This window comes from Streptomyces sp. NBC_00631 (genome assembly GCF_045206895.1).
Taxonomy (GTDB): Bacteria; Actinomycetota; Actinomycetes; order Streptomycetales; family Streptomycetaceae; genus Streptomyces.
In genome coordinates this window covers 5,080,595-5,103,458 of the sequence record NZ_CP107734.1, presented here as the reverse complement: position 1 = coordinate 5,103,458, position 22,864 = coordinate 5,080,595, and the positions used below count along the sequence as shown (strand labels likewise).

The following is a 22,864-nucleotide window of genomic DNA, read 5'->3' as shown; positions in this document are numbered from 1 at the left end:
CACCACCGGCGACGAGGTAGCGTGCCTATCTCAGCCATAAAGCAGAATGGATGGCATAGGTGCGCCCGAGCGCGATCGGACGCGGACGTCGATGCGGCCCACAGGTCCGCTCCGTCCGCCCCACCGCCGGAGGCAACCGCACTCGTGAGACGGCGTAGGAGAGAAGCGATACCTGTGAGCGCAGCGACAACGCGAAGCCGCACCCCTGACCGTCTGTGCGCCGAGGCCGTCGACCTCGCCCGTGGAGCCGCCGAGGAGGCAGCCGCCCCGGGGGTGGTCGGCGAGCACGCCGGCGCGGTGGCCGAGGGCGATCGCGTGGTCACGCACTTCTTCGAGTGCAAGGAACTGGGGTACCGCGGCTGGCGCTGGGCGGTGACGGTGGCCCGCGCCTCCCGCGCCAAGGTCGTCACCCTGGACGAGGTGGTCCTGCTCCCCGGCCCCGACGCCCTCCTCGCCCCCGAGTGGGTGCCGTGGAGCGAGCGGCTGCGCCCCGGCGACATGGGCCCCGGCGACCTGCTGCCCACCGAGGCGGAGGACCTCCGCCTGGAGCCCGGCTACACCGGCGAGGACGAGCCGGAGCCGAGCTCCCCGATCTCGGAGGAGATGGAGGAGCTGGCGGAGGCGGAGGACGCCGAGGTCACCGCGGGCACGCCCGCGCACCTGCCGACGGTCCCCTCCCGCGGCACGATCGCCTCGATCGCCGAGGAACTCGGCATGCGCCGTGCCCGGGTGCTGTCCCGCTACGGCCTGCACATCGCCGCGGACCGCTGGGAGGAGTCGTTCGGCGCCAAGACCCCCATGGCGCAGGCGGCCCCCGCGACCTGCGTGAGCTGCGGCTTCCTCACCCCCATCGGCGGTTCCCTCGGCCAGGCCTTCGGCGTCTGCGCCAACGAGTTCTCCCCGGCCGACGGCCGGGTCGTCTCCCTCTCCTACGGCTGCGGCGGCCACTCGGAGGCCGCGGTCATGCCGAAGACGCCCCAGCCGGCCCCACCGGTCATCGACGAGACCAGAGTCGACCCCTTCCCCCTGCGGCCCGCCCCCGACTCCGGTTCGGTACCGGCGACGGAGGACGAGGCGTCGGCGGAACTGGGGCACTCGTAGCCGACGGGTGGCTTTCAGCCCCGGCAGCCGCGCGAGGCGGGCCCCGCGTGGCGTGCGGGGCAGCTGCACGCCGAAGTGGCGGACGGGGTTGGCGAATTGCGCCGTGACCTCGGCGGTTCTCCTCCGTCGGCCCCGCCACCTGGCCCGCCTTCGTCACGTACGCCTCAGAGTGCTGACCCCGGCCGCCAGCAGGAACGCACCGGCCGCCGCCCCGAGGGCCACCAGCAGGCCGCCCTCGGTCCCGTGGCTCTCGGCGAGGCTCCCGGCCTGGGCCTGACCGGCGGCCGTACCCAGGGACCGCCCGCGCACAGGGCGGTCATCGCGGCGGTGGCCCGCTCCGGTGGGGCGAGGCGTTCGGTGAGGGCGTAGAGGGTGATCATGTACGGCGCGACGGTGACGCTCGCGACGGGCACCATGGCGGACAGAGCCCGATTCTGGGCGCCAAGGTACGGCAGGGCCGCCCGGGCCGACAATCAGCAAGGCGCTGCTGGGCGGGTGCGGGGCCCAGGGCGTTCGATTCCTGGGCGTGTGGGCGTGTGGGCGTGTGGGCGTGTGGGCGGGTGGGTCGGCTGGGCGGGCGGGTGGGCGGACAGGCGGGCGCCCGGCGCGCGGTACCTTCTCCTCACGCCGATGAGGAGAGTGAACGTGAGCAAGTTCGTGCGGCCCGCCGCCGAGGGCGCCGACCCCTTCGGCACCGCCCGCCTGCGCCGCGGTGTCCTCGACGCCTGGGCCACCAGCCCCGCCCGCTTCCGGGAGGACGCCAACGCCGAGGAGGACCTGGTCCTCGGCGGCTACCGGGACCGGCTCGTCGTGGAGCTCGCCCAGAACGCGGCCGACGCGGCGGCACGGGCCGGTGTCCCCGGACGGCTCCGTCTCACCCTCCGCGACGGCGTCCTGTTCGCCGCCAACACCGGCGCCCCGCTGGACGCCGCCGGCGTCGAGTCCCTCTCCACCCTGCGCGCCTCCGCGAAGCGGGGGGACAGCGAGGGGGCGGTGGGGCGGTTCGGTGTCGGGTTCGCCGCCGTGCTGGCCGTCACCGACGAGCCGGCGGTCGTGGGGCGGCACGGCGGGGTCCGCTGGGCCCTCGCCGAGGCCCGGGAACTGGCCGAGGAGACCGCCCGGCACAGCCCGGGGCTGGGGGACGAGATCCGTCGGCGGGACGGCCATGTCCCCCTGCTCAGGCTCCCGTTCGCCGCCGAGGGCACCGCCCCGGACCCGTACGACACCGTCGTGATCCTGCCGCTCAGGGACACCGCCGCCGCCGATCTCGCCGAGCGCCTCCTCGGCGCCCTCGACGACGCCCTGCTCCTCGCCCTGCCGGGTCTTGAGGAGGTCGTGGTCGAGACGGCCGACGACACCCGCACCCTGCGCCGAAGCGCCGACGGCGCGCTCACCGTCGTGGAGGACTCCCGGGAGGGCACGACCCGCTGGCGTACGGTCTCCGCGCACGGCCCGCTCACCCCCGACCTGCTCGCCGGCCGGCCGGTCGAGGAGCGGTTGCGGCCGCACTGGTCGCTGACCTGGGCCGTGCCCACGGACGGCCAGGGCGCCCCCGACCGGCCGCGCACCGCCGCCGTCGTACACGCCCCCACCCCCAGCGACGAGCCGCTCGGCGTGCCCGCCCTGCTCATCGCCTCCTTCCCGCTCGACACCACCCGCCGGCACGCCGCCCCCGGCCCGCTCACCGACTTCCTGGTGCAGCGCGCGGCCGACGCGTACACCGAACTCCTCGCCGACTGGCGGCCGGTGGGGGAGGGGATCATCCACCTGGTGCCCGGTCCGCTCGGCAAGGGCGAGCTGGACGGCGCGCTGCGCCAGGCGATCCTGGAGCGGCTGCCGCGCACCGCGTTCCTGCCGCCCGCCGTCGAGATCGAGGACTCCGACCTTCCGGAGGCGCTGCGGCCGCGCGACGCAGAGATCGTGGAGGGGGCCGGTGCGGAGACCGTCCGGGTCCTCGCCGAGGTGCTGCCGACACTTCTGCCCGCCGGCCTGGAACGCCGCGTCGAGCTGCGTACCCTCTCCGTCGCCCGGTTGCCGCTCGCCGACGCCGTCGACCGCCTGGCCGGTCTGGAGAAGGACCCGGACTGGTGGTGGCGGCTCTACGACAGCCTCGCGGGCGTCGACCCGGACCGGCTCTCCGGCCTGCCGGTGCCCTTGGCGGACGGCCGGACCACGATCGGCCCCCGGCAGGTTCTGCTCCCCACCCCCGACGCGACCGCCATCGGCCCGGAGGTGCTCGCCCGGCTCGGCCTCAAGGTCGCCCACCAGGACGCCGCCCACCCGCTCCTGGAGAAGCTCGGTGCCCTGCCGGCCTCGCCGCGCGCGGTCCTGACCACCCCGCAGGTACGGGCCGCCGTGGCCGCCTCGCTCGACGACGAGGGGGGTGCGCTCTGGGAGGAAGACGCCCCGGACGCCGAGGAGTTGGCGGACACCGTGCTCGCGCTGGTCCGGGACGCCGGGCTGGAGCCCGGTGACGAGCCCTGGCTGGGCGCGCTGGCCCTCCCGGACGAGGACGGTGAGCTGGCCCCGGCCGGCGAACTGGTCTTCCCGGGCAGCCCGTTCGCCCGGGTCATCAGGGAGGGTGAACTTGCGGCGGTGGACGCCGAGTTGGCCGAGAAGTGGGGCGAGGGTCCACTCGCCGCCTGCGGGGTCCTCGCGAACTTCGCGCTCGTCCGCGCCACCGACGTCGTCCTGGACCCGGACGAACTGGAGCCCCGCGAGGGCGACTTCGCCGAACCCGACGACGCGGGCCTGCTGGACGCCGTGGACGTCTGGTGCGAGGACATCCTCGACCGTTTCCCGGAGACCCCCGTCCCCCCGGTCGCCACCGAGCTGGTCGCCGTCCGCGACCTCGACCTCGTCGACGAGGACCACTGGCCCGAGGCCCTCGCCCTGCTCGCCCGACCGCCGCTGCGCGACGCCCTCACCCAGCCGGTCCGCATCCTGCTGCCCGACGGCACGCACGAGGTGGTACGGCCGTACACCGCGTGGTGGCTGCGCGGCCACCCGGTCCTCGACGGCCGCCGCCCCGCCGGCCTGCTGGCCTCCGGCGGCGACCCGCTGCTGCGCGGCCTCTACGAGGAGGCCGACGCGACCGGTTTCGAGGACGAGCAGGTGCTGCGGGCGCTGGGCGTACGGACCTCGGTGGCCGCCCTCCTGGACGAGCCGGGCGGTGCCGCCGAGCTCCTCGACCGCCTCGCCGACCCGGACCGCCTGGTCACCGGCGCCCAGCTGCACGCGCTGTACGGCGCGCTGGCGGATCTGGACCCCGAGCAGGTGACGCTCCCCGACGAGGTGCGGGCGGTGACCGACGGCCGGGTGGAGGTCGTGGACGCGGCGGACGCCGTGGTCGTCGACTCGCCCGACCTCCTGCCCTTCACTTCCGGCATTCCCCTGCTCCCCGTACGGCCGTCCCGGGCCGCCGAGCTGGCCGAGCTGTTCCAGGTGCGGCGGCTGAGCGAGTCGGTGACGGGTTCGGTCGACTCGCAGGGCATGGAGCACGACGTCCCCGAGCCGGTGCACGTCCTGCTCGGCCCGCGCACCCCGCGGACGTACGTCGAGCACGAGGAACTGGTGGTCGACGGTGTCGAGATCGACTGGCGCCTCACCGGCGACGGCGTCCTGCACGCCGCGACCCTGGAGGGCGTGGCGGCCGGGCTGGCCTGGGCGGCGGGCCAGTGGCCGCGCCGCTTCGAGGTGGCGGCCCTCCTGGAGGACCCGTCCCGGACGGAGGAACTGGCACGGGACCGCTGGTTCGACTGAGCCGCGATGCGCAAGGGCCTGAGGCAGGTTCAGCACACAACTTTCAAATCGCGTACAACCTTTGTTCTCCGGTGGGGGTCTGATCGGGGGAGTCATCCAGACTCCCCGATCACTTCCATGCAGGGGAACGCATGCGTATACGCGCCACCGTGGCCGCCGTCTCCGGCGCCCTGGCCCTCTCTGCTCTCGCCGTACCGGCCGCACAGGCCTCCGGCGGCTCGTCCTTCGGTGCCGACGCGGCGAAGCTCTTCGCGGCCGCTCACCCGGCGTCGGGCAGGACCGCTTACACCGCCGCCACCGCGGACGACGACGCTCCGTACGCCATGGACGTCACCTTCTCCAACGTCAAGATCGCCAAGGCGGTCAAGGTCGGTACCACCGCCCACGTCGCGACGTCGGTCACCTACACGCTGACGCACGGCGCCGACGTGGACATCACCGCCGCCGACTTCTTCTCCGGCGCCTACATCTACAAGGGCTCCTACACCGACCCGGCCAACTTCCTGATCGGTGACGACCCGGCGAAGTGCACGGCCACCTCGGCGACCACCGCCAGCTGCAAGGGGAACATCGACGTCTACCCGGGCGACGGGGAACTGTTCAACTCCGACGCCGGTCTCTGGCACGCCGGTGCCCTGGCCGTCGCCTACAACGGCCAGGACCCGACCAGCAGCGACTTCGACATCACCAAGGTCGGGTACGCCGACCAGGGCGCCCTCGGCAGCACCCAGGTCCAGCGCCTGTCGAAGCTGACGGTCAACGCCGCCCCCGAGCCGGTCAAGAAGGGCAAGACCGTCACGGTCACCGGCAAGCTGTCCCGGGCCAACTGGGAGGACAACAAGTACCACGGCTACACCAACCAGTCCGTGCGGCTGCAGTTCCGCAAGAAGGGCACCAGCACCTACACCAACGTCAAGGGCATCAAGACGTCCTCGACCGGCACGCTGAAGACCACGACCAAGGCGACGGTGGACGGCTACTACCGCTTCTCCTTCGTCGGCACGTCCACGACCCCGGCGGTCAACGCGACGGGTGACTACGTCGACGTGAAGTAGCGGGCCGCGCGGGATCAGCGATCCCCAAGGAGACGTAATCCGGTCGCAAAGGAAACAAAATCTGGCCGGATTACGTCTCTCCCGTACAACCCTGCTCACCCCTTGTGGATCTGATCACCCGAGTCAACAGACTCCCTAGATCACTTGGGCCTCGTGCCCACTGTTCTCCACCTGGGGAATCCATGCGCATTCGTGCCACTGTGGCCGCCGTCTCCGGCGCCCTGGCCCTCTCCGCGTTCGTCGCCCCGGCCGCGCACGCCGCCGGCAGCACGCCGGACGTCACCTTCTCGAACATGAAGGTCAACAAGGGCAGCAACTTGGTCGTCGGTACGGCCAAGACCTCCTTCTCGGTCACGTACACCGTGACGCACCCGGCGAGCCTGCCCGCGAGCGACTTCGCCACCGGCCCGGTCCTCTACCGCGGCAGCTCCGTGACGTCGCCGAGCGACCTCTTCGCCACCGACGACGAGGGCACCTGCACCGCCGCGTCCTCGACCGTTCTCAACTGCAAGGCCACCCTCGTCTTCACGGTCAACGGGGACTGGGACCTGGACAACTCGGAGGCGGGCTCCTGGACCCTCGGCGGCATCGCCGCCGACAAGGACAGCCACGTCAAGTGGGTCGGCGGCCTGGGCACCACCAAGATCCTGCGCGCCACGAAGCTGACGGTCAACGCCACCCCCGAGCCGGTCAAGAAGGGCAAGACCGTCACGGTCACCGGCTCCCTGACCCGCGCCAACTGGGACACCCACAAGTACGGCGCCTACGGCAGCCAGTCGGTGAAGCTCCAGTTCCGCAAGAAGGGCTCCAGCACCTACACCACGCTGAAGACCATCAAGTCGTCCTCCACGGGCGCCCTGAAGACGACGACCACCGCGACGTCCGACGGCTACTACCGCTACTCCTTCGCCGGCACCTCGACGACCTCGGCGGTCAACGCCACGGGCGACTACGTCGACGTGCAGTAGGAAGAGCCCTTAGGGGCAGCGCCCCGTAAGGGGCGCGGGGCTGGTTCGACATGCGGCTGCCGCCGCGTGGGCGCGACCAGCCCCCACCGGGCCCGCGCGGTCCTCCGCAAACCGCATCACACCGGGTACTTCCGCTCCACCCACTTCCACAGAAGCTCCAGCACAGCCGACCCCACCACGGCCACGCCGACGGCGGTCCACGGCATCGCCACCCCCACCAGCTTCAACGCGAAGAAGCTCTGCAGCGCGGGTACGGCGAGGACGAACACGAAGGCCACGCCCATCGCGGCCACCAGGGCGACACGCCACCACGTGTACGGGCGGGCGATGATCGCCAGCACCCACAGCGAGATCAGGAACAGGGTCAGGGTCGCGGCACTGGTCTCGGCGTCCAGGGACCCGGTCCCCGTGTAGTAGTGCCGGGCGATCAGATACGTCACGAAGGTCGCCACACCGGCCACCACGCCGCCGGGGATCGAGTACCGCATCACCCGGCGGACGAAGTGCGGCTGTGCCCGTTCCTTGTTCGGCGCCAGGGCGAGGAAGAAGGCGGGGATGCCGATGGTCAGGGTGGACAGCAGGGTCAAGTGCCTGGGCAGGAAGGGGTATTCGACCCGCCAGCAGACCACCAGCACCGCGAGCAGCACCGAGTACACCGTCTTGACCAGGAACAGGGTGGCGACCCGGGTGATGTTGCCGATCACCCGCCGCCCCTCGGCCACCACCGAGGGCAGCGTGGCGAAGCTGTTGTCGAGCAGGACGATCTGGGCGACGGCCCTCGTCGCCTCCGAGCCCGATCCCATCGAGACCCCGATGTCGGCGTCCTTCAGCGCGAGTACGTCGTTCACGCCGTCGCCGGTCATCGCGACCGTGTGCCCACGGGACTGCAGCGCCCCCACCATGTCCCGCTTCTGCTGCGGGGTGACCCGTCCGAAGACGGTGCCGGAGTCGAGGGCCTCGGCCATCCCGGCCGGCTCGGCGGGCAGCCGGCGCGCGTCCACCGTCGTACCGCTGAGGCCGAGTTTCGCGGCCACGGCACCGACGGACACCGCGTTGTCGCCGGAGATGACCTTCGCGCGGACGTCCTGGTCGGCGAAGTAGCGCAGGGTGTCGGCGGCGTCCGGGCGGAGCCGTTGCTCCAGGACCACCAGCGCGGTGGCGTCCGCGCCCCGCACCACCTCCGGGTCGTCGAGGTCCCGGCCGGCGCGGGCGAGCAGCAGCACCCGCAGGCCCTGCTCGTTGAGGCGTACGGTTTCGGCCAGCGCCGGGTCGTCGGCGCCGAGGAGCACGTCCGGGGCCCCCAGCAGCCAGGTGCTCAGCTCCCCGTCGCCCTCGCTGAAGGTCGCCCCGCTGTACTTGCGGGCGGAGGAGAAGGGCAGCGACTCCACGCACCGCCAGTCCTCGCTGTCCGGGTAGGCGTCGATGATCGCCTGGAGGGAGGCGTTGGGACGCGGGTCGGACTCGCCGAGCGAGCCCAGCACCTTGCGTATGTGCGTCTCGTCGGCACCGTCCAGCGCCCGCAGCTCGGTGACGTCCATGCCGCCCTCGGTGAGGGTGCCGGTCTTGTCGAGGCAGACGGTGTCGATGCGGGCGAGGCCCTCGATCGCGGGGAGTTCCTGGACCAGGCACTGCCGGCGGCCCAACCGGATCACGCCGATCGCGAAGGCTACGGAGGTGAGCAGGACCAGGCCCTCGGGGACCATCGGGACGATGCCGCCGACCGTGCGGGCGACCGCGTCCTTGATGCCGTTGTTCTTCACGACCAGCTGGGTGGCGACCAGGCCGATCGCGGCCGGGACCATCATCCAGGTCACGTACTTGAGGATGGTCGAGATGCCGGTGCGCAGTTCGGAGTGGACCAGCGTGAAGCGGGAGGCCTCCTCGGCGAGCTGGGCGGCGTAGGCCGCCCGGCCGACCTTGGTCGCCGCGAAGGCGCCACCGCCGGCCACCACGAAGGAGCCCGACATCACCTGGTCGCCGGGGCGTTTGACGACCGGGTCGGCCTCGCCGGTGAGCAGCGACTCGTCGATCTCCAGCCCGTCGGCCTCGGCGCACACCCCGTCCACGACGACCTTGTCGCCCGGGCCGATCTCCATCAGATCACCGAGCACGATCTCAGTCGTGCTCACTTCGACGGCGGCCCCGTCCCGGCGCACCGTCGGCCGTGCCTCGCCGATCACCGCGAGCGAGTCCAGGGTCTTCTTGGCCCGCCACTCCTGCACGATGCCGATGCCCGTGTTGGCGAGGATCACGAAGCCGAACAGGCTGTCCTGGATCGGCGCCACGAACAGCATGACCAGCCACAGCACACCGATGATCGCGTTGAACCGGGTGAAGACGTTCGCGCGCACGATCTCGCCGAGGGAGCGGCTGCTGCGTACCGGTACGTCGTTCACCTCGCCGCGTCTGACCCGCTCCGCGACCTCGGCGGCCGTCAGGCCGGTCGCGCGGACCGGCGCCGGCAGCGGTACGGGGTGCACGGGGTCGAGCTCGGCGCCCGCGTCGATGTGCTGCATGCATTCGACGGTACGTGCGGATTTGCGCGTTCACCTGCCGAGTGCCCGGAAGATCCGACCAGGGGAGGACCGAACTCGTGCGCTGGTTGTAGACGCCGGGACCCTTTGCCCACCCACCCACCCGACTCGGCGAGCCGAAAAGTCACGCCGAAGGCACGAAGCCCGCCCGGCAACCACGAGCAAAGCCTGATCCGCACCCCCCTCCACCCTGCCCGGCATCCGAGGGCGAAGGGCAGGGCCGTATCCCCTTCAGCCCGTCCGGTGTCCGAGCGCGAAGGCCGTGCCGCACCCCTTTACCCGGTCCGGCATCCGAGGGCGAAGGGCGGGCTCGCGTCCCCTTCAGCCCGTCCGGCGGTTGAGGGCGAGGCCGTTCAGGCCGATGTCGTGAGGAGGGGGCGCTTCTGGCCGGCCTCGCGGAGGTGCCCTACTCGGCCGTCGCGCGGTGCGCCTTGATCGCCGCGTCCCGGCGTTTCACGTAGTAGACGCCGATCAGGCCCAGGCCGCCGCCGGCCAGGCAGGTCCAGATCCACCAGGTGTGGCCGTGGTCGGAGTACCAGCCGTAGAAGGGGAGCTGGACCACGAAGAGGACGAACCAGATGATCGTGCCGCCGATGATCGTCGGGACGACAGGGCCCTCAAGGGGCGCCGGTGCCTCGTGCCGGGGTGTCCACTTCGCCATGACGCTCAGCTTACGCACTCACTCGGTCTACGCGCGGAGATAGCGATCCGGACATCATACGTTCATACTGAAACCGTTTGTGTTTGACCACTTCTGATCGTAGGAACCTCCAATGTCGACCCCGGCTTCCACTCAGGCCCCCGCCCCCGAACAGCCGGGTGCGACCCCCGCGTACGGCGCGCTGGATCGTTACTTCAAGATCTCCGAGCGGGGCAGCACCCTGGCCCGCGAGGTGCGCGGCGGCTTCGCCACGTTCTTCGCGATGGCGTACATCATCGTGCTGAACCCGATCATCCTCGGCAGCGCGAAGGACATGTACGGTCACCAGCTCGACCACGGTCAGCTGGTCACCGCCACGGTCATCACCGCGGCCTTCACGACGCTGCTCATGGGCGTCATCGGCAACGTCCCGATCGCGCTCGCCGCCGGCCTCGGCGTGAACTCCGTCGTCGCGCTCCAGCTGGCCCCCCGGATGTCCTGGCCGGACGCCATGGGCATGGTGGTGCTGGCCGGCATCGTGGTGATGCTGCTGGTCGCCAGCGGTCTGCGCGAGCGCGTGATGAACGCCGTGCCCTACAGCCTGCGCAAGGCGATCTCGATCGGTATCGGCCTGTTCATCATGCTGATCGGTCTGGTGGACTCCGGCTTCGTCACCCGCATCCCGGACGCCGCCCAGACCACCGTCCCGCTCCAGCTCGGCGCCGACGGTCACCTCAACGGCTGGCCGGTGCTCGTCTTCGTGCTCGGCGTGCTGCTCACCCTCGCGCTGATCGTCCGCAAGGTCTCCGGCGCGATCCTGATCTCGATCGTCACGATGACGGTGCTCGCGCTGATCATCAACGCCGTCGCGCATGTGACCACCTGGGGCCTGACCGTCCCGACGTGGCCCGGCAACCCGGTCTCCAGCCCGGACTTCGGCCTGCTCGGCAAGGTCAGCCTCTTCGGCGGCTTCGGCAAGGTCGGCGTGCTGACCGGCATCCTCTTCGTCTTCACGGTCCTGCTGTCCTGCTTCTTCGACGCCATGGGCACGATCATGGGCGTCAGCGACGAGGCCAAGCTGACCGACGCCCAGGGCTACATGCCGGGCATCAACAAGGTCCTCTTCATCGACGGTGTCGCGGTCGCGGTCGGCGGTGCCAGCTCGTCCTCCGCCACCACCTGCTTCGTCGAGTCGACGGCCGGCGTCGGCGAGGGTGCCCGCACCGGCTTCGCCAACGTCGTCACGGGCGGCCTGTTCGCCGTGGCGCTGTTCCTCACCCCCGTCGCCACGATGGTCCCGTCGCAGGCGGCCACCCCGGCGCTGTTCGCGGTCGGCTTCCTGATCCTGGCCGGGTCGATCAAGGAGATCGACTGGGCCGACTACACCCTGGCGATCCCGGCCTTCGTGACCATGGTGATGATGCCGTTCACCTACTCGATCACGAACGGCATCGGCATGGGCTTCATCACCTTCGTGCTGATGCGCCTGGCCGTCGGCCGGGCCAAGGACGTCCCGGTCGCGATGTACGTGGTCTCGGCGGTGTTCGCCTTCTACTACCTGATGCCGGCCCTGGGACTCACCTGACCGCCGGGGTCAGGTGACCTTGACCTGGTCGCCGTAGAACCTCTCCGTCTCCTCGACGGCGGCCGAGAACCGCTCGTCGAAGTCGTCTCGAATGAGCGTCCGGACCACGTAGTCCTGGACGCTCATTCCTCTTTTGGCCGCATGACACCGGAGCCGGTCGAGCAGCTCCTTGTCTATCCGCAGGCTGAGCACACTGGTCCCCATGGATACGAGGGCGCCACATCCGCGCGCCCGATGCGTCACTTTCCGGATGCGGCTCACCCATAAGGGTGAGGATGGGGTTCAGTGGCCGAGGTCACGGGCATATCGGCGTGTCCGGGTGGTCTTTAGGAAGGGTAATGAGTTACTCTAAAGAACATGCCGGACCTTACCCATGGCGACGACGCGGCCGCCGTGAACTCACTCCGCTCCGCCGTGATGCGACTCTCGCGACGGCTCAAGCACCAGCGGGTCGACGAGTCACTGAGCCCCACCGAGATGTCGGTGCTGGGCACCCTCTCCAACTGCGGCCAGGCCACCCCCGGTGAGCTGGCCCGCAAGGAGCACGTCCAGCCGCCCTCGATGACCCGCATCGTGGCGCTGCTGGAGGCCAAGGGACTGGTCCGGCTGGAGCCGCACCCCGAGGACCGGCGCCAGAAGGTCGTCACCAAGACGGAACAGGCCGAGGCGATGCTCGAAGAGAGCCGCCGCAAGCGCAACGCGTTCCTGGCCGGCCTGGTCGACGGCCTCGACGAGGACGAGTGGGCGAAACTCCGCGCCGCCGCCCCCGTGCTGGAGAAGCTCGCACACCTGTAAGACCCGATAGAAGGAGGAGGCGAATCCGTTTGAGTACGGGACCCGGAACACCTTCCGCCCCCGCACCGACCGCCCCTACTACCCCCGCAGCCCGCAGGTCCTCGATGTTCAGCTCGCTGAAGGTCAGGAACTACCGGCTGTTCTTCGCCGGCCAGGTCGTCTCGAACATCGGCACCTGGATGCAGCGCATCGCGCAGGACTGGCTGGTCCTCAGCCTCACCGGCTCCGCGACCGCCGTCGGCGTCACCACCGCCCTGCAGTTCCTGCCGATGCTGCTCTTCGGCCTCTACGGCGGGGTCCTGGTCGACCGCCTGAACAAGCGCCGGGCCCTCCTCGTCACCCAGACCTCGATGGCCCTCACCGGCATCGCGCTGGCGCTGCTGACCCTCTCCGGCCATGTCCAGGTCTGGCACGTCTACCTCGCCGCCTTCGTCGTCGGCCTCGCCACGGTCGTCGACAACCCGGCCCGCCAGTCCTTCGTCTCCGAGATGGTCGGCCCGGACCAGCTGCAGAACGCGGTCAGCCTGAACTCCGCGAACTTCCAGTCCGCCCGTCTGGTCGGCCCGGCCGTCGCCGGCCTCATGATCACCGGAGTGGGCACCGGCTGGGCGTTCCTCTTCAACGGCCTGTCCTTCGTCGCCCCCCTCGTCGGTCTGGTGCTGATGCGGGGGCGTGAGCTGCACGTCGTCGAGCGCGCGCCGAGAGGGAAGGGCCAGCTGCGGGAGGGCCTGCGCTATGTCGCCGGGCGCCCGGACCTGACCTGGACGATCATCCTGATCGGGTTCATCGGCACCTTCGGCTTCAACTTCCCCGTCTACCTCTCCGCCTTCGCGGACGACGTCTTCCACGCGGGCGCCGGCTCCTACAGCCTCTTCAACACCCTGATGGCGGTCGGCTCCCTGGCCGGCGCCCTGCTCGCGGCCCGGCGCGGCACCGCCAAGCTACGGGTGATGCTCGCGGCGGCGGTCGCCTTCGGCGGCCTGGAAGTGGTGGCCGCGACCGCGCCCTCCCTCTGGCTGTTCTCGCTCCTCATGGTCCCCATCGGCATGTTCGGGATGACCGTCAACGTCACCGCCAACACCACCGTCCAGATGGGCACCGACCCGGCCATGCGAGGGCGGGTGATGGCCCTCTACATGATGGTCTTCATGGGCGGCTCGCCCATCGGCGCGCCCATCGCCGGCTGGATCACGGACGCGTACGGCGTCCGCGCGGGCCTCGCCGTCGGCGGCACGATCGCCGCGGCCGCCGCCGTCGTCATCGGCCTGGTCCTGGCCCGCGTCGGCAACCTCCGCCTGTCCGTCGGCTGGCACGGCGGCCACCCACGGGTCCGCTTCGTGCCGAGAGAACAGCAGGAACAGCTCGCACCGGCCGCGTGACCCACGCACCCGCATGGCGACCGGCCCGGAGGCAGGCCGTGACTACAGCCTCCGGGCCAGTACCTGTCCCGGCCAGGCGTCGTCGCCCGGCACGCCGACGGTGAAGGACTCGGTCGCGGTGAAGCCGTTGCTCTCGTAGAAGGCGACCAGCTTGCGGTCGTCGCCCGCGTAGCAGTCGACCCGCAGCAGCGAGATCCCGGCCCGGCAGGTCTCCGCGGCCGCGTGGGCGAGCAGCGCGGCGCCGACGCCGGTGCCCTTGAACCGGCGGTCCGAGGCCAGGATGTGGATGTACCGCTCGGGTTCGTCCGCGGGCGTCAGGTAGGGGCCGGGCGAGTCGGTGACGGTGAGGGTGGCGGCCGGTACACCGTCGTACTCGGCTATGTACGGGCTGCCCCCGGTGAAGTACCGGGTGATCATCTCCACGGCCTTCGGATTCTCCGACCACGGGGTGACCCCCCACTGGCGGGTCCGGCCCTGAGCCACCAACCACGCGACGGCACTGTCGAACATCCCGAGAACCACCGGGATGTCATCGACGCGGCCGTCCCGGATCCTGATCTTCCCGTCGCTCTCCATGCAGCGATTCACGCCGTCGAACGTCCCGTACGCAAGCGTTTTTTTGGCAGGGTTGCCCCCATGAGACTCTTCGCAGCCGTGCTGCCCCCGCCGGAGGTGGTCGCCGAACTCGCCGCCGAGGTCGACCGGTTGCGGCGGCTGCCGGGCGCGGAGGAGCTGCGCTGGACCGGTCGCCCCGGCTGGCACTACACGCTCGCGTTCTACGGCGAGGTGGACGACGACGTCGTACCGGCCCTGTCGGACCGCCTGGCCCGCGCCGCCCACCGCACCCCGCCGTTCGAACTGTCCGTCGCGGGCGGCGGGCAGTTCGGGCACGGCAGGGCCCTGTGGGCGGGCGCCGACGGCGATCTGGACACCCTCCGCCTGCTGGCCGACCGCGCGGAGGCGGCGGCCAGGAAGGCCGGTCTGCCGATGGCGGAGCACCGCCGCTACAAGGCCCACCTGACGGTGGCCCGCAGCCGGGACGCGGTGGCGGCAGGGCCGTACGTCGCGCTGCTCGCGGAGTTCACGAGCCGGACCTGGACGGTCGGGGAGCTGGCGCTGGTGCGGAGCAGTCTGCCGACGTCCGGGGTGCCGGGGGAACAGCCGCGGTACGAGGTGGTCGCCCGCTGGGGGCTGGGGCCGGCCGGGGTGCCGGAAACCGGCGGTACCTGATCGGCGCCGGTGAGCCATGCGCCAGCGGCGGGATCCGCCGGACGGGTCCCCAGGGCGGGCGGTTAGGCTCGTTGCCGTGGACCCGAAGACCCGGAACCGGATCATGGCCGGTGCGCTTGTGTTGTTGTTCGTCGTCGTCGCGGTGGCTTCTGCGATGAGGTGAGGGCCGACGGGGAACTGCGGCCGCCGATGTCGGCTGCGGGCAGTCGGTGGCTGGTCGCGCAGTTCCCCGCGCCCCTGCGGGGCGCTTACCAGGCGAAGGCCTCCGGGGAGGGACCCGGGCCCGGGAAGATCTCGTCCAGGCCCGCCAGCAGCTCCTCGCTCAGCTCAAGGTCCACCGCCCTCAGCGCCGACTCCAGCTGCTCGGCGGTCCGCGGGCCGACGATCGGGCCGGTCACTCCCGGACGCGTCAGCAGCCAGGCCAGGGCGGCCTCGCCGGGCTCCACGCCGTGCTTGTCCAGCAGGTCCTCGTAGGCCTGGACCTGGGCGCGGAGGGTGGTGTTGGCGAGGGAGTCGGCGGCCCGGCCACTGGCCCGGCGCCCGCCCTCGACCTCCTTCTTGATCACGCCGCCGAGCAGCCCACCGTGCAGCGGCGACCAGGGGATGACCCCGAGGCCGTACTCCTGCGCGGCCGGGACGACCTCCATCTCGGCACGGCGCTCGGCGAGGTTGTAGAGGCACTGCTCGCTGACCAGCCCGATGGTCCCGCCGCGCCGGGCGGCGATCTCGTTGGCCTGGGCGATCTTGTACCCGGGGAAGTTGGAGGAGCCGACGTAGAGGATCTTCCCCTGCGTGACGAGGGTGTCGATCGCCTGCCAGATCTCCTCGAAGGGGGTCCGGCGGTCGACGTGGTGGAACTGGTAGACGTCGATGTAGTCGGTCTGCAGCCGCCTGAGGCTGGCGTCCACGGCCCGCCGGATGTTCAGGGCGGAGAGCTTGTCGTGGTTGGGCCACGCCTCGCCGTCGGCGGCCATGTTGCCGTACACCTTGGTGGCGAGCACGACCTTGTCGCGGTGGGCGGGGCTCTTGGCGAACCAGTTGCCGATGATCTCCTCGGTCCGCCCCTTGTTCTCACCCCACCCGTACACGTTGGCGGTGTCGAAGAAGTTGATGCCGGCGCCGAGCGCCGCGTCCATGATCGCATGACTGTCGGCCTCGTCGGTCTGCGGGCCGAAGTTCATGGTGCCGAGAACGAGTCGGCTGACCTTGAGTCCGGTACGTCCGAGCTGCGTGTACTTCATGGTCACCAAGCCAACGGCGTGGAGTGCGCTCTAGGCAAGCGAGTACGGGGCGTCGGTTCGCTCCGCCGTGCCGGTGCGCCGACAGCGGCCCTGCTAGGGTGCGCCGATGCCATCGATCAAGAAGTTCCAGGTCACCTTCGACTGTGCGGAACCCGAGCGCGTCGCCCGCTTCTGGTGCGAGGTGCTGGGGTACGAAGTGCCGCCGCCGCCAAAGGGGTTCACCACCTGGGACGACTATGACCGGGCACAGCCGCCGGAGGAGCGGGGATCGTGGTCCGCCTGCGTCGATCCGTCGGGGGTGGGTCCGAGGCTGTACTTCCAGCGCGTTCCCGAGGGGAAGGTCGTCAAGAACCGGGTGCATCTCGATGTGCGGGTCGGCACCGGTCTCGTGGGTGAGGAACGCCTGGCCGCGCTGGAGGCCGAGTGCGCCCGGCTGCTCCCGCTCGGCGCGGTACGCGTGCGGCTCCTGTACGACGGCGGCGACGATTCCTGCATCGTGATGCAGGACATCGAGGGCAACGAGTTCTGCATCGACTGAGGCCCGGCCCCCCAGCCCGGCCGCTCTCCGCACGAGTGCGGCCGCGCGGTCCAACGATACGCACGGTGACCGGGCAACGGCGGAATCCGGTCAGTCCGTTCCGGCCCGGTACTCGTCGCCCAGTCCCCACCCCTGCCGCATCGCCTCCGCGAACGCCTCAGCGATCCGGTGTTCGCCGCTCGCGTTCGGGTGGGTGCCGTCGTAGGTGTCGGTGTGGATGTCGTACGAGGCCGGGAGCGAGGCCATGAGGATCGGGGAGCGGGGCTCGTCCAGGTCGGCCGCCGCCTTGGCCAGCAGTTCGTTGAAGAGGGTCACCTGTTCCGCGAACGGCTCGTCCGACGCGGCCCGGATGTTCCGGATCACCGGCAGCAGCACCATGTGGATGCCGGCGTTGGCCTCCCGCGCGTTCGCGACGAAGGCCCGTACGTTCGCCGCCGTCTGCTCCGCGTTCGTGTAGAAGCCCAGGTCGATCAGGCCGAGGGAGACGAGCAGGACGTCGGCGCGGCAGGAGCGCACCGCCTCCCCGATCAGCGGTGCCATGTGCAGCCAGCCCTCGCCCCAGCCGGCCAGGTGGGCGCGCGGGAAGGCGGGGTCGGCGTAGGCGTGCGAGACGGGCGCCTCGGCCCGCTTGTCGTACAGCGTCTCGCGGGGGCCGACCAGCGTGGACGGGCCGCCGTACGTCCCGCACAGGTGCTGCCACATGCGGTACCGCCATGTGTGCTCGCCCGCGCTGCCGATCGTCATCGAGTCCCCGACGGGCATGAACCTGAGCATCCGCTCATGATGGACGATCAAGCAGAGGGGTGGGGTGTGAGGACCGACACGTCCCCCGCGATCGAACACAGCGCGGGATGGCAGGCTTGGGCCCATGCGTCCACGATCGCTCGCCCTCCTCGCCGGTGTCCTGCTCACAGGTGCCCTCGCCGCCGCGCCCGCCTCCGCCGCCGACGGCACCGGCGACAAGGGGTTCACGATCAAGGACCCGCGCATCGCCGAGTCCAGCGGTCTCGCCGCCTCCCACCTGCACCCCGGCATCTACTGGACGCACAACGACAGCGGCGACGGACCGTACATCTACGCCGTCGACAGCGCGACCGGCAAGACCGTCGCGAGGATCACGCTCAGCGGGGTCGGCACGCCCCGGGACGTCGAGGCCATCTCCATCGGCCCCGGCAACCAGATCTACGTGGGCGACATCGGCGACAACCTCGACGGCAGCTGGCCGTACGTCTGGATCTACCGGCTGCCCGAGCCGAAGAAACTGGTCGACCAGACCGTCCGGGCCACGCAGTACGTCGTCAAGTACTCGAACGGCGCCCGGAACGCCGAGTCACTGATCGTCCAGCCCAGGACCGGGCGGGTGTACATCATCGACAAGAAGGAGGACGGCGGGCATCTCTACGAGGGCCCGGCGACCCTTTCCCCGACGGGTACCAACATCTTCAGGCCCATCGCCGCCGTCGACCTCTGGGCCACCGACGCCGCCTTCTCGCCCGACGGCACGCAGCTCGCCGTACGTGGCTACTTCGGCGGCATCTACTACGCCTGGAACGGCGGCAGGATCAAGCGCGAGGGGCGGCTCGACGTGCCGCTCCAGAAGCAGGGCGAGTCGGTCAGCTACTCCGCCGACGGGACCAAGCTGATGTACGGCAGCGAGGGTGCCGACAGCCCGGTGCAGGCCGAGGACGTGCCCGGGGGATCGGGCAAGGCGTCGCCGTCGGGTGGCGGGAGTTCGGCGGCCGCGAGCAAGGACGACAGCGGATCCGTGGGGGGCGGGGCCAAGGTCGGCGCCGTCGTCCTCGGGGTCGCCGTGCTCGCCCTCTTCGGGCTGCGGCGGCTGCGCCGCCCGTCCACGCGCCGTCACTGATCCCGCTGCGTGCGTCACCCGCCCGGGTCACCGGCGCGGCGGCGGCGCGCCGGTCCGTGCAGGCTGGGAAAGGTCCCGCGGGACGGGGGCGGCAACAGGCGATCGGGTCCCGCTGCACGGAATCTGGAGCACCCATGCGCCGCGACACCCTGCGCCTGGCCGGGAACGTCTGCCTGCTCACGGCAGCCCTGGGCCTGGCCGTCCCCGCCACCGCCGTCCCCGCCACGGCCGCCGCGCCCGCCCGGACGGTCCGGGCCGCAGCCGCCGCCCTCCCGCAGTTCCGGTCGGTGAGCGTGCCGATCGACGGCAGCTTCGCCGTACCGGGCGAGACGGTCCACATCAAGGGCACCGTCGACGTCACCGTCGTCACCCTCCCCGCCGCCACCGGCGGCGGCACCGCCCAGATCATCGGCAGCCTGGACGACATCACCGCCACCGGCGTCCCCAGCAACCGGAAGTACTACCTCGTCGGCGCCCAGCGGATCAGCGCCCCCTTCTCGGCGGCGGCGACCACGACGCTCAACGTCAAGCCGGCCTTCGTGCTGGTCCCGCCCACCGGGACGCCCAGCCGGGTCCAGCCCGGCACGGTGACGGCCGTCGTCACGTCGACCGGTGCGATCAACTCCGTCACCGCCACGGTCGGCTGACCCCGCACCCCGACGCGGGGCGGACCGGGCTGCCGTACGTCTTGACGTGATGACGGTGTCTCAGTTTCCTGGGAGGTGCGCGGTATATGGGAGCGCTCCCATCATGTTCCGGGGCCGCGCCTCCCAGTGGAACTCCGAGAGGAACAGGCACATGTTCCGCTTACGCAGCCCGCGAAGAGCGCTGTGTGCTGTCGCCGCCGCGCTCCTCCTGCCCCTCTTCGCCGGTCTCGCCGGCGCGACGGACTCCGCGCACGCGGCGGACGCCCCCGGCGCCGGCTACTGGCACACCAGCGGCCGGCAGATCCTGGACGCGGCCGGGCAGCCGGTCCGCGTCGCAGGGATCAACTGGTTCGGCTTCGAGACCGCCAACCACGTGGTGCACGGCCTCTGGTCACGCGACTACAAGAGCATGATCGACCAGATGAGGTCGCTGGGCTACAACACCATCCGGCTCCCCTACAGCGACGACATCTTCAAGAGCACCACCGTCCCCGACAGCATCGACTTCAGCAACGGCAAGAACACCGACCTGCAGGGCCTGAACTCGCTCCAGGTGATGGACAGGATCGTGGCCTACGCCGGGCAGGACGGACTCAAGGTCATCCTCGACCGGCACCGGCCGGACGCCGGCGGCCAGTCGGCGCTCTGGTACACCTCGTCCGTCCCGGAGTCGACCTGGATCGCCGACCTGAAGGCGCTCGCGGCGCGGTACGCGGCCGACCCGACCGTCATCGGCATCGACCTGCACAACGAGCCCCACGATCCCGCCTGCTGGGGCTGCGGGGACGCCTCCATCGACTGGCGGCTGGCCGCCCAGCGCGGCGGGAACGCCGTGCTGTCCGTCAACCCCGACCTGCTGGTCTTCGTCGAGGGCGTGCAGACGTACAACGGCGTCTCGGGCTGGTGGGGCGGCAACCTGATGGGCGTCGGCCAGTATCCGGTGCAGCTGTCCGTGCCGAACCGGGTGGTGTACTCCGCCCATGACTACGCCACCAGCGTGGCCCAGCAGAGCTGGTTCAGCGATCCCACCTTCCCCGCCAACATGCCGGGGGTGTGGGACTCGTACTGGGGCTACATCTTCAAGCAGAACATCGCGCCCGTGTGGGTCGGCGAGTTCGGTACCACGCTCGCCTCGACGGTGGACCAGAAGTGGCTGGCCGCGCTGGTGGGTTACCTGCGGCCGACGTCGGCGTACGGTGCCGACTCCTTCCAGTGGACCTTCTGGTCCTGGAACCCCAACTCCGGTGACACCGGCGGGATCCTGAAGGACGACTGGGTGACCGTGGACACGGTGAAGGACGGGTATCTGGCGAGCATCAAGGCGCCGTTGTTCCCGAGCAGTGGCGGTGGTGGCGGAAGCGGTGGTGGCGGTACGGCTGCTTCCTGCTCGGCCTCCTACGCCGTCAGCAGCGACTGGGGAAGCGGGTTCAACGCGGACGTGACGGTCACCAACACCGGGTCCACCGCGCTCAGTTCATGGAGGGTGACCTGGACGTGGAGCGGGTCGCAGCAGGTGACCACCATGTGGAACGCGTCGTACACCCAGAACGGCGAGACGGTCACCGCGGTGAACGCCGCGCACAACGGGGCGGTGCCGGCGGGCGGTTCGGCGAGCTTCGGGTTCGGGGGCGCGCCGGGCGGCGGGGGAGTGCCGAGCGTGAGCTGCGCGGCGACGTGACAGAGAACAGGGCGCCCGGTGCCGGTCACCGGGCGCCCCTCGTCTTCCCGGTGCTCAGTCCTTCACCGGCCTGAGTCCGTGCACACGGCGTGGTTTGGGCGCGTCCAGCAGGCTGACGCCGTTGTACACACGGCTGTGGATGAAGAGCGCGGGAGTGATGGCGAACGTGACGAAGACCGAGACGACGCTGACGGGGAACAGGGTCGGCAGCGACTGGCCTTCGGGCAGGGTCTTGCCGCCCTCGTGGATGGTGTAGGCGAGGGCCGCGAAGAAGACGATCACGCAGAGGGCGGCCAGGGTGCGCAGGACGATCCTGGTGCGCCGGGTACGGGCCTCGGTGCGGACCTCGGCCAGCAGGGAGGCGTCACAGACGGGGCAGGTGAGCTCCACGGTCTGCTTGCCGGCCTGCGGACGGCGTACCCGGAAGACGTTGTCCTTCCAGGTCATGCGGCGGGTACGGACGAGGAAGCCCGTCACCTTGTCGCTGAGGATGTGGCGCACCGCGACCTCGACGGTGCCAGGTATCGGTCTGTTCATGTACGCGTGGATCTCCTTCGGCGCACGGCCCGGCAAGGGCGCATGGGGCACATAGTGTCCGGTGTGCGACGAAGGAGACTCAACGGGCCGCGGAAGGCTTTGCCTTGATCATGCCTTCCGCGTAAACCAGCAGCTTGTTACGGGAGTTGCGCCTGCCCTACAGCTTCTCGATCACGTAGTCGATGCACTTGGTGAGCGCCTCGACGTCCGCGGGGTCGATCGCAGGGAACATCGCGACGCGCAGCTGGTTGCGGCCGAGCTTGCGGTAGGGCTCGGTGTCGACGATCCCGTTGGCGCGCAGCGCCTTGGCGACGGCGGCCGCGTCGATCTCGTCGGCGAAGTCGATCGTGCCGATGACCTGCGAGCGCTTGGCCGGTTCTGAGACGAACGGGGTGGCGTACTTCGACTCCTCCGCCCAGGTGTACAGGCGGGTCGAGGAGTCCTTCGTGCGGGCCGTGGAGAAGGCGAGGCCGCCCTGCCCGTTGAGCCACTCCAGCTGCTGGTTGAGCAGGAAGAGGGTGGCGAGGGCCGGGGTGTTGTACGTCTGGTTCTTGCGGGAGTTGTCGATCGCCGTGGGCAGGCTGAAGAACTCCGGGACGTGGCGGCCGGACGCGTGGACGCGCTCGGCGCGCTCGATCGCGGCGGGGGAGAAGACGCCGATCCACAGGCCGCCGTCGGAGGCGAAGGACTTCTGCGGGGCGAAGTAGTAGACGTCGGTCTCGGCGACGTCGACCGGGAGGCCGCCCGCGCCGCTCGTGGCGTCCACGAGGACGAGCGCGCCCTCGTCGGCACCCGCGACCCGCCTGATCGGCATGGCGACACCGGTCGAGGTCTCGTTGTGCGTGAAGGCGTACACGTCGACGCCGGCCTCGGCCCGCGGCTCCGGGTGGGTGCCCGGGTCGGAGGCGATGACGGTGGGCTCGGCCAGCCAGGGGGCGAGCTTGGCCGCCTTGGCGAACTTGGACGAGAACTCGCCGAAATTGAGGTGCTGCGACTTGTTGTCGATCAGACCGTGGGTGGCGACGTCCCAGAAGGCGGTGGAGCCGCCGTTGCCGAGGACGACCTCGTAGCCGTCCGGGAGGGAGAACAGGGCGCTGATGCCCTCGCGGACCTGGCCGACCAGGTTCTTCACCGGGGCCTGGCGGTGGGAGGTGCCCATCAGGGAGGTTCCGGTGGCGGCCAGCGCGTCCAGCGCTTCCGTCCGCACCTTGGAGGGGCCCGCGCCGAAGCGTCCGTCGGCGGGCTTGATGTCAGCGGGGATCTGGATGTCAGCCACGGGGTGAGGTTAGCCGGTGGAGGAAACCTGG

21 protein-coding genes are annotated in these 22,864 nt (G+C 70.8%); 12 read left to right on the top strand and 9 right to left on the bottom strand.

The window, feature by feature from the left end; translation table 11 throughout:
• Positions 1-174 precede the first annotated feature (174 nt).
• Entirely contained in the window at positions 175-1,101 is a 927-nt protein-coding gene (locus OHB00_RS23270) for a DUF3027 domain-containing protein (RefSeq protein ID WP_406437192.1), read from the top strand.
• Positions 1,102-1,254: 153 nt separating this feature from the next.
• Here the strand turns inward: OHB00_RS23270 and OHB00_RS23265 are convergent, their stop codons facing one another.
• Positions 1,255-1,410, bottom strand: a complete 156-nt coding sequence (locus OHB00_RS23265; RefSeq protein WP_406437190.1) for a hypothetical protein — start codon at positions 1,408-1,410, stop codon at positions 1,255-1,257.
• Between the two features lie 336 nt (positions 1,411-1,746).
• On the opposite strand from OHB00_RS23265, the gene OHB00_RS23260 reads away from it, so the two are divergent.
• From OHB00_RS23260 to OHB00_RS23250, 3 genes are all read left to right on the top strand, one after another.
• Positions 1,747-4,863, top strand: coding sequence for a sacsin N-terminal ATP-binding-like domain-containing protein (locus OHB00_RS23260; RefSeq protein WP_406437189.1), 3,117 nt, complete (start codon positions 1,747-1,749; stop codon positions 4,861-4,863).
• Between the two features lie 131 nt (positions 4,864-4,994).
• Entirely contained in the window at positions 4,995-5,918 is a 924-nt protein-coding gene (locus OHB00_RS23255) for a hypothetical protein (protein ID WP_406437187.1), read from the top strand.
• A gap of 182 nt (positions 5,919-6,100) precedes the next feature.
• Entirely contained in the window at positions 6,101-6,886 is a 786-nt protein-coding gene (locus tag OHB00_RS23250) for a hypothetical protein (RefSeq protein WP_406437185.1), read from the top strand.
• 116 nt (positions 6,887-7,002) lie between these two features.
• Here OHB00_RS23250 and OHB00_RS23245 read toward each other — a convergent pair whose 3' ends face one another.
• Complete coding sequence (locus OHB00_RS23245; protein WP_406437183.1) at positions 7,003-9,402, bottom strand: HAD-IC family P-type ATPase; 2,400 nt, start codon at positions 9,400-9,402, stop codon at positions 7,003-7,005.
• Between the two features lie 424 nt (positions 9,403-9,826).
• On the bottom strand, positions 9,827-10,081 hold the full coding sequence (locus tag OHB00_RS23240; RefSeq protein ID WP_406437181.1) for a DUF2530 domain-containing protein: 255 nt from the start codon (positions 10,079-10,081) through the stop codon (positions 9,827-9,829).
• 112 nt (positions 10,082-10,193) lie between these two features.
• On the opposite strand from OHB00_RS23240, the gene OHB00_RS23235 reads away from it, so the two are divergent.
• Positions 10,194-11,645 (top strand): NCS2 family permease, encoded by a 1,452-nt coding sequence (locus OHB00_RS23235; RefSeq protein ID WP_406437179.1) that lies wholly within the window; start codon positions 10,194-10,196, stop codon positions 11,643-11,645.
• A 9-nt stretch (positions 11,646-11,654) separates the two neighbouring features.
• Here OHB00_RS23235 and OHB00_RS23230 read toward each other — a convergent pair whose 3' ends face one another.
• Entirely contained in the window at positions 11,655-11,849 is a 195-nt protein-coding gene (locus OHB00_RS23230; protein ID WP_383700907.1) for a ribbon-helix-helix protein, CopG family, read from the bottom strand.
• Positions 11,850-12,002: 153 nt separating this feature from the next.
• Here OHB00_RS23230 and OHB00_RS23225 point away from each other — a divergent pair, with 153 nt between their 5' ends.
• Positions 12,003-12,440 (top strand): MarR family transcriptional regulator, encoded by a 438-nt coding sequence (locus OHB00_RS23225; protein ID WP_351702944.1) that lies wholly within the window; start codon positions 12,003-12,005, stop codon positions 12,438-12,440.
• A gap of 29 nt (positions 12,441-12,469) precedes the next feature.
• Positions 12,470-13,819 (top strand): MFS transporter, encoded by a 1,350-nt coding sequence (locus OHB00_RS23220; RefSeq protein ID WP_406437176.1) that lies wholly within the window; start codon positions 12,470-12,472, stop codon positions 13,817-13,819.
• A 42-nt stretch (positions 13,820-13,861) separates the two neighbouring features.
• On the opposite strand, the gene OHB00_RS23215 is transcribed toward OHB00_RS23220, so the two are convergent.
• Positions 13,862-14,395, bottom strand: a complete 534-nt coding sequence (locus tag OHB00_RS23215) for a GNAT family N-acetyltransferase (RefSeq protein WP_406437175.1) — start codon at positions 14,393-14,395, stop codon at positions 13,862-13,864.
• Positions 14,396-14,455: 60 nt separating this feature from the next.
• On the opposite strand from OHB00_RS23215, the gene thpR reads away from it, so the two are divergent.
• Positions 14,456-15,049 (top strand): RNA 2',3'-cyclic phosphodiesterase, encoded by a 594-nt coding sequence (thpR, locus tag OHB00_RS23210; RefSeq protein WP_406437173.1) that lies wholly within the window; start codon positions 14,456-14,458, stop codon positions 15,047-15,049.
• A gap of 248 nt (positions 15,050-15,297) precedes the next feature.
• Here the strand turns inward: thpR and OHB00_RS23205 are convergent, their stop codons facing one another.
• Complete coding sequence (locus OHB00_RS23205; protein WP_406437171.1) at positions 15,298-16,290, bottom strand: aldo/keto reductase; 993 nt, start codon at positions 16,288-16,290, stop codon at positions 15,298-15,300.
• A 106-nt stretch (positions 16,291-16,396) separates the two neighbouring features.
• On the opposite strand from OHB00_RS23205, the gene OHB00_RS23200 reads away from it, so the two are divergent.
• On the top strand, positions 16,397-16,828 hold the full coding sequence (locus tag OHB00_RS23200; protein WP_406437169.1) for a VOC family protein: 432 nt from the start codon (positions 16,397-16,399) through the stop codon (positions 16,826-16,828).
• Positions 16,829-16,918: 90 nt separating this feature from the next.
• Here the strand turns inward: OHB00_RS23200 and OHB00_RS23195 are convergent, their stop codons facing one another.
• Entirely contained in the window at positions 16,919-17,602 is a 684-nt protein-coding gene (locus tag OHB00_RS23195; protein WP_406437167.1) for a GDSL-type esterase/lipase family protein, read from the bottom strand.
• 94 nt (positions 17,603-17,696) lie between these two features.
• On the opposite strand from OHB00_RS23195, the gene OHB00_RS23190 reads away from it, so the two are divergent.
• The 3 genes from OHB00_RS23190 to OHB00_RS23180 all read left to right on the top strand — a co-directional run bounded on the left by OHB00_RS23190 (position 17,697) and on the right by OHB00_RS23180 (position 21,020).
• On the top strand, positions 17,697-18,695 hold the full coding sequence (locus OHB00_RS23190) for a WD40 repeat domain-containing protein (protein ID WP_406437165.1): 999 nt from the start codon (positions 17,697-17,699) through the stop codon (positions 18,693-18,695).
• A gap of 134 nt (positions 18,696-18,829) precedes the next feature.
• Positions 18,830-19,342 carry a hypothetical protein gene (locus OHB00_RS23185; RefSeq protein ID WP_406437164.1) on the top strand — a complete coding sequence of 171 codons (513 nt, stop codon included), beginning with the start codon at positions 18,830-18,832 and terminating at the stop codon, positions 19,340-19,342.
• Between the two features lie 151 nt (positions 19,343-19,493).
• On the top strand, positions 19,494-21,020 hold the full coding sequence (locus OHB00_RS23180) for a cellulase family glycosylhydrolase (protein WP_406437162.1): 1,527 nt from the start codon (positions 19,494-19,496) through the stop codon (positions 21,018-21,020).
• 54 nt (positions 21,021-21,074) lie between these two features.
• Here OHB00_RS23180 and OHB00_RS23175 read toward each other — a convergent pair whose 3' ends face one another.
• The gene (locus OHB00_RS23175) at positions 21,075-21,557 is read right to left on the bottom strand and encodes a hypothetical protein (protein WP_406437160.1); all 483 of its coding nucleotides are present in this window, start codon (positions 21,555-21,557) and stop codon (positions 21,075-21,077) included.
• Positions 21,558-21,714: 157 nt separating this feature from the next.
• Entirely contained in the window at positions 21,715-22,833 is a 1,119-nt protein-coding gene (gene serC, locus OHB00_RS23170; protein ID WP_406437158.1) for a phosphoserine transaminase, read from the bottom strand.
• Positions 22,834-22,864 lie beyond the last annotated feature (31 nt).

Bases quoted from the DNA above. Each gene is read 5' to 3' on its own strand.
- OHB00_RS23255 (WP_406437187.1), top strand. From the start codon at position 4,995: ATGCGTATACGCGCCACCGTGGCCGCCGTCTCCGGCGCCCTGGCCCTC.
- OHB00_RS23250 (WP_406437185.1), top strand. From the start codon at position 6,101: ATGCGCATTCGTGCCACTGTGGCCGCCGTCTCCGGCGCCCTGGCCCTC.
- OHB00_RS23245 (WP_406437183.1), bottom strand. From the start codon at position 9,402: ATGCAGCACATCGACGCGGGCGCCGAGCTCGACCCCGTGCACCCCGTA.
- OHB00_RS23240 (WP_406437181.1), bottom strand. From the start codon at position 10,081: ATGGCGAAGTGGACACCCCGGCACGAGGCACCGGCGCCCCTTGAGGGC.
- OHB00_RS23235 (WP_406437179.1), top strand. From the start codon at position 10,194: ATGTCGACCCCGGCTTCCACTCAGGCCCCCGCCCCCGAACAGCCGGGT.
- OHB00_RS23230 (WP_383700907.1), bottom strand. From the start codon at position 11,849: ATGGGGACCAGTGTGCTCAGCCTGCGGATAGACAAGGAGCTGCTCGAC.
- OHB00_RS23225 (WP_351702944.1), top strand. From the start codon at position 12,003: ATGCCGGACCTTACCCATGGCGACGACGCGGCCGCCGTGAACTCACTC.
- OHB00_RS23215 (WP_406437175.1), bottom strand. From the start codon at position 14,395: ATGGAGAGCGACGGGAAGATCAGGATCCGGGACGGCCGCGTCGATGAC.
- thpR (WP_406437173.1), top strand. From the start codon at position 14,456: ATGAGACTCTTCGCAGCCGTGCTGCCCCCGCCGGAGGTGGTCGCCGAA.
- OHB00_RS23205 (WP_406437171.1), bottom strand. From the start codon at position 16,290: ATGAAGTACACGCAGCTCGGACGTACCGGACTCAAGGTCAGCCGACTC.
- OHB00_RS23200 (WP_406437169.1), top strand. From the start codon at position 16,397: ATGCCATCGATCAAGAAGTTCCAGGTCACCTTCGACTGTGCGGAACCC.
- OHB00_RS23195 (WP_406437167.1), bottom strand. From the start codon at position 17,602: ATGCTCAGGTTCATGCCCGTCGGGGACTCGATGACGATCGGCAGCGCG.
- OHB00_RS23190 (WP_406437165.1), top strand. From the start codon at position 17,697: ATGCGTCCACGATCGCTCGCCCTCCTCGCCGGTGTCCTGCTCACAGGT.
- OHB00_RS23185 (WP_406437164.1), top strand. From the start codon at position 18,830: ATGCGCCGCGACACCCTGCGCCTGGCCGGGAACGTCTGCCTGCTCACG.
- OHB00_RS23180 (WP_406437162.1), top strand. From the start codon at position 19,494: ATGTTCCGCTTACGCAGCCCGCGAAGAGCGCTGTGTGCTGTCGCCGCC.
- OHB00_RS23175 (WP_406437160.1), bottom strand. From the start codon at position 21,557: ATGAACAGACCGATACCTGGCACCGTCGAGGTCGCGGTGCGCCACATC.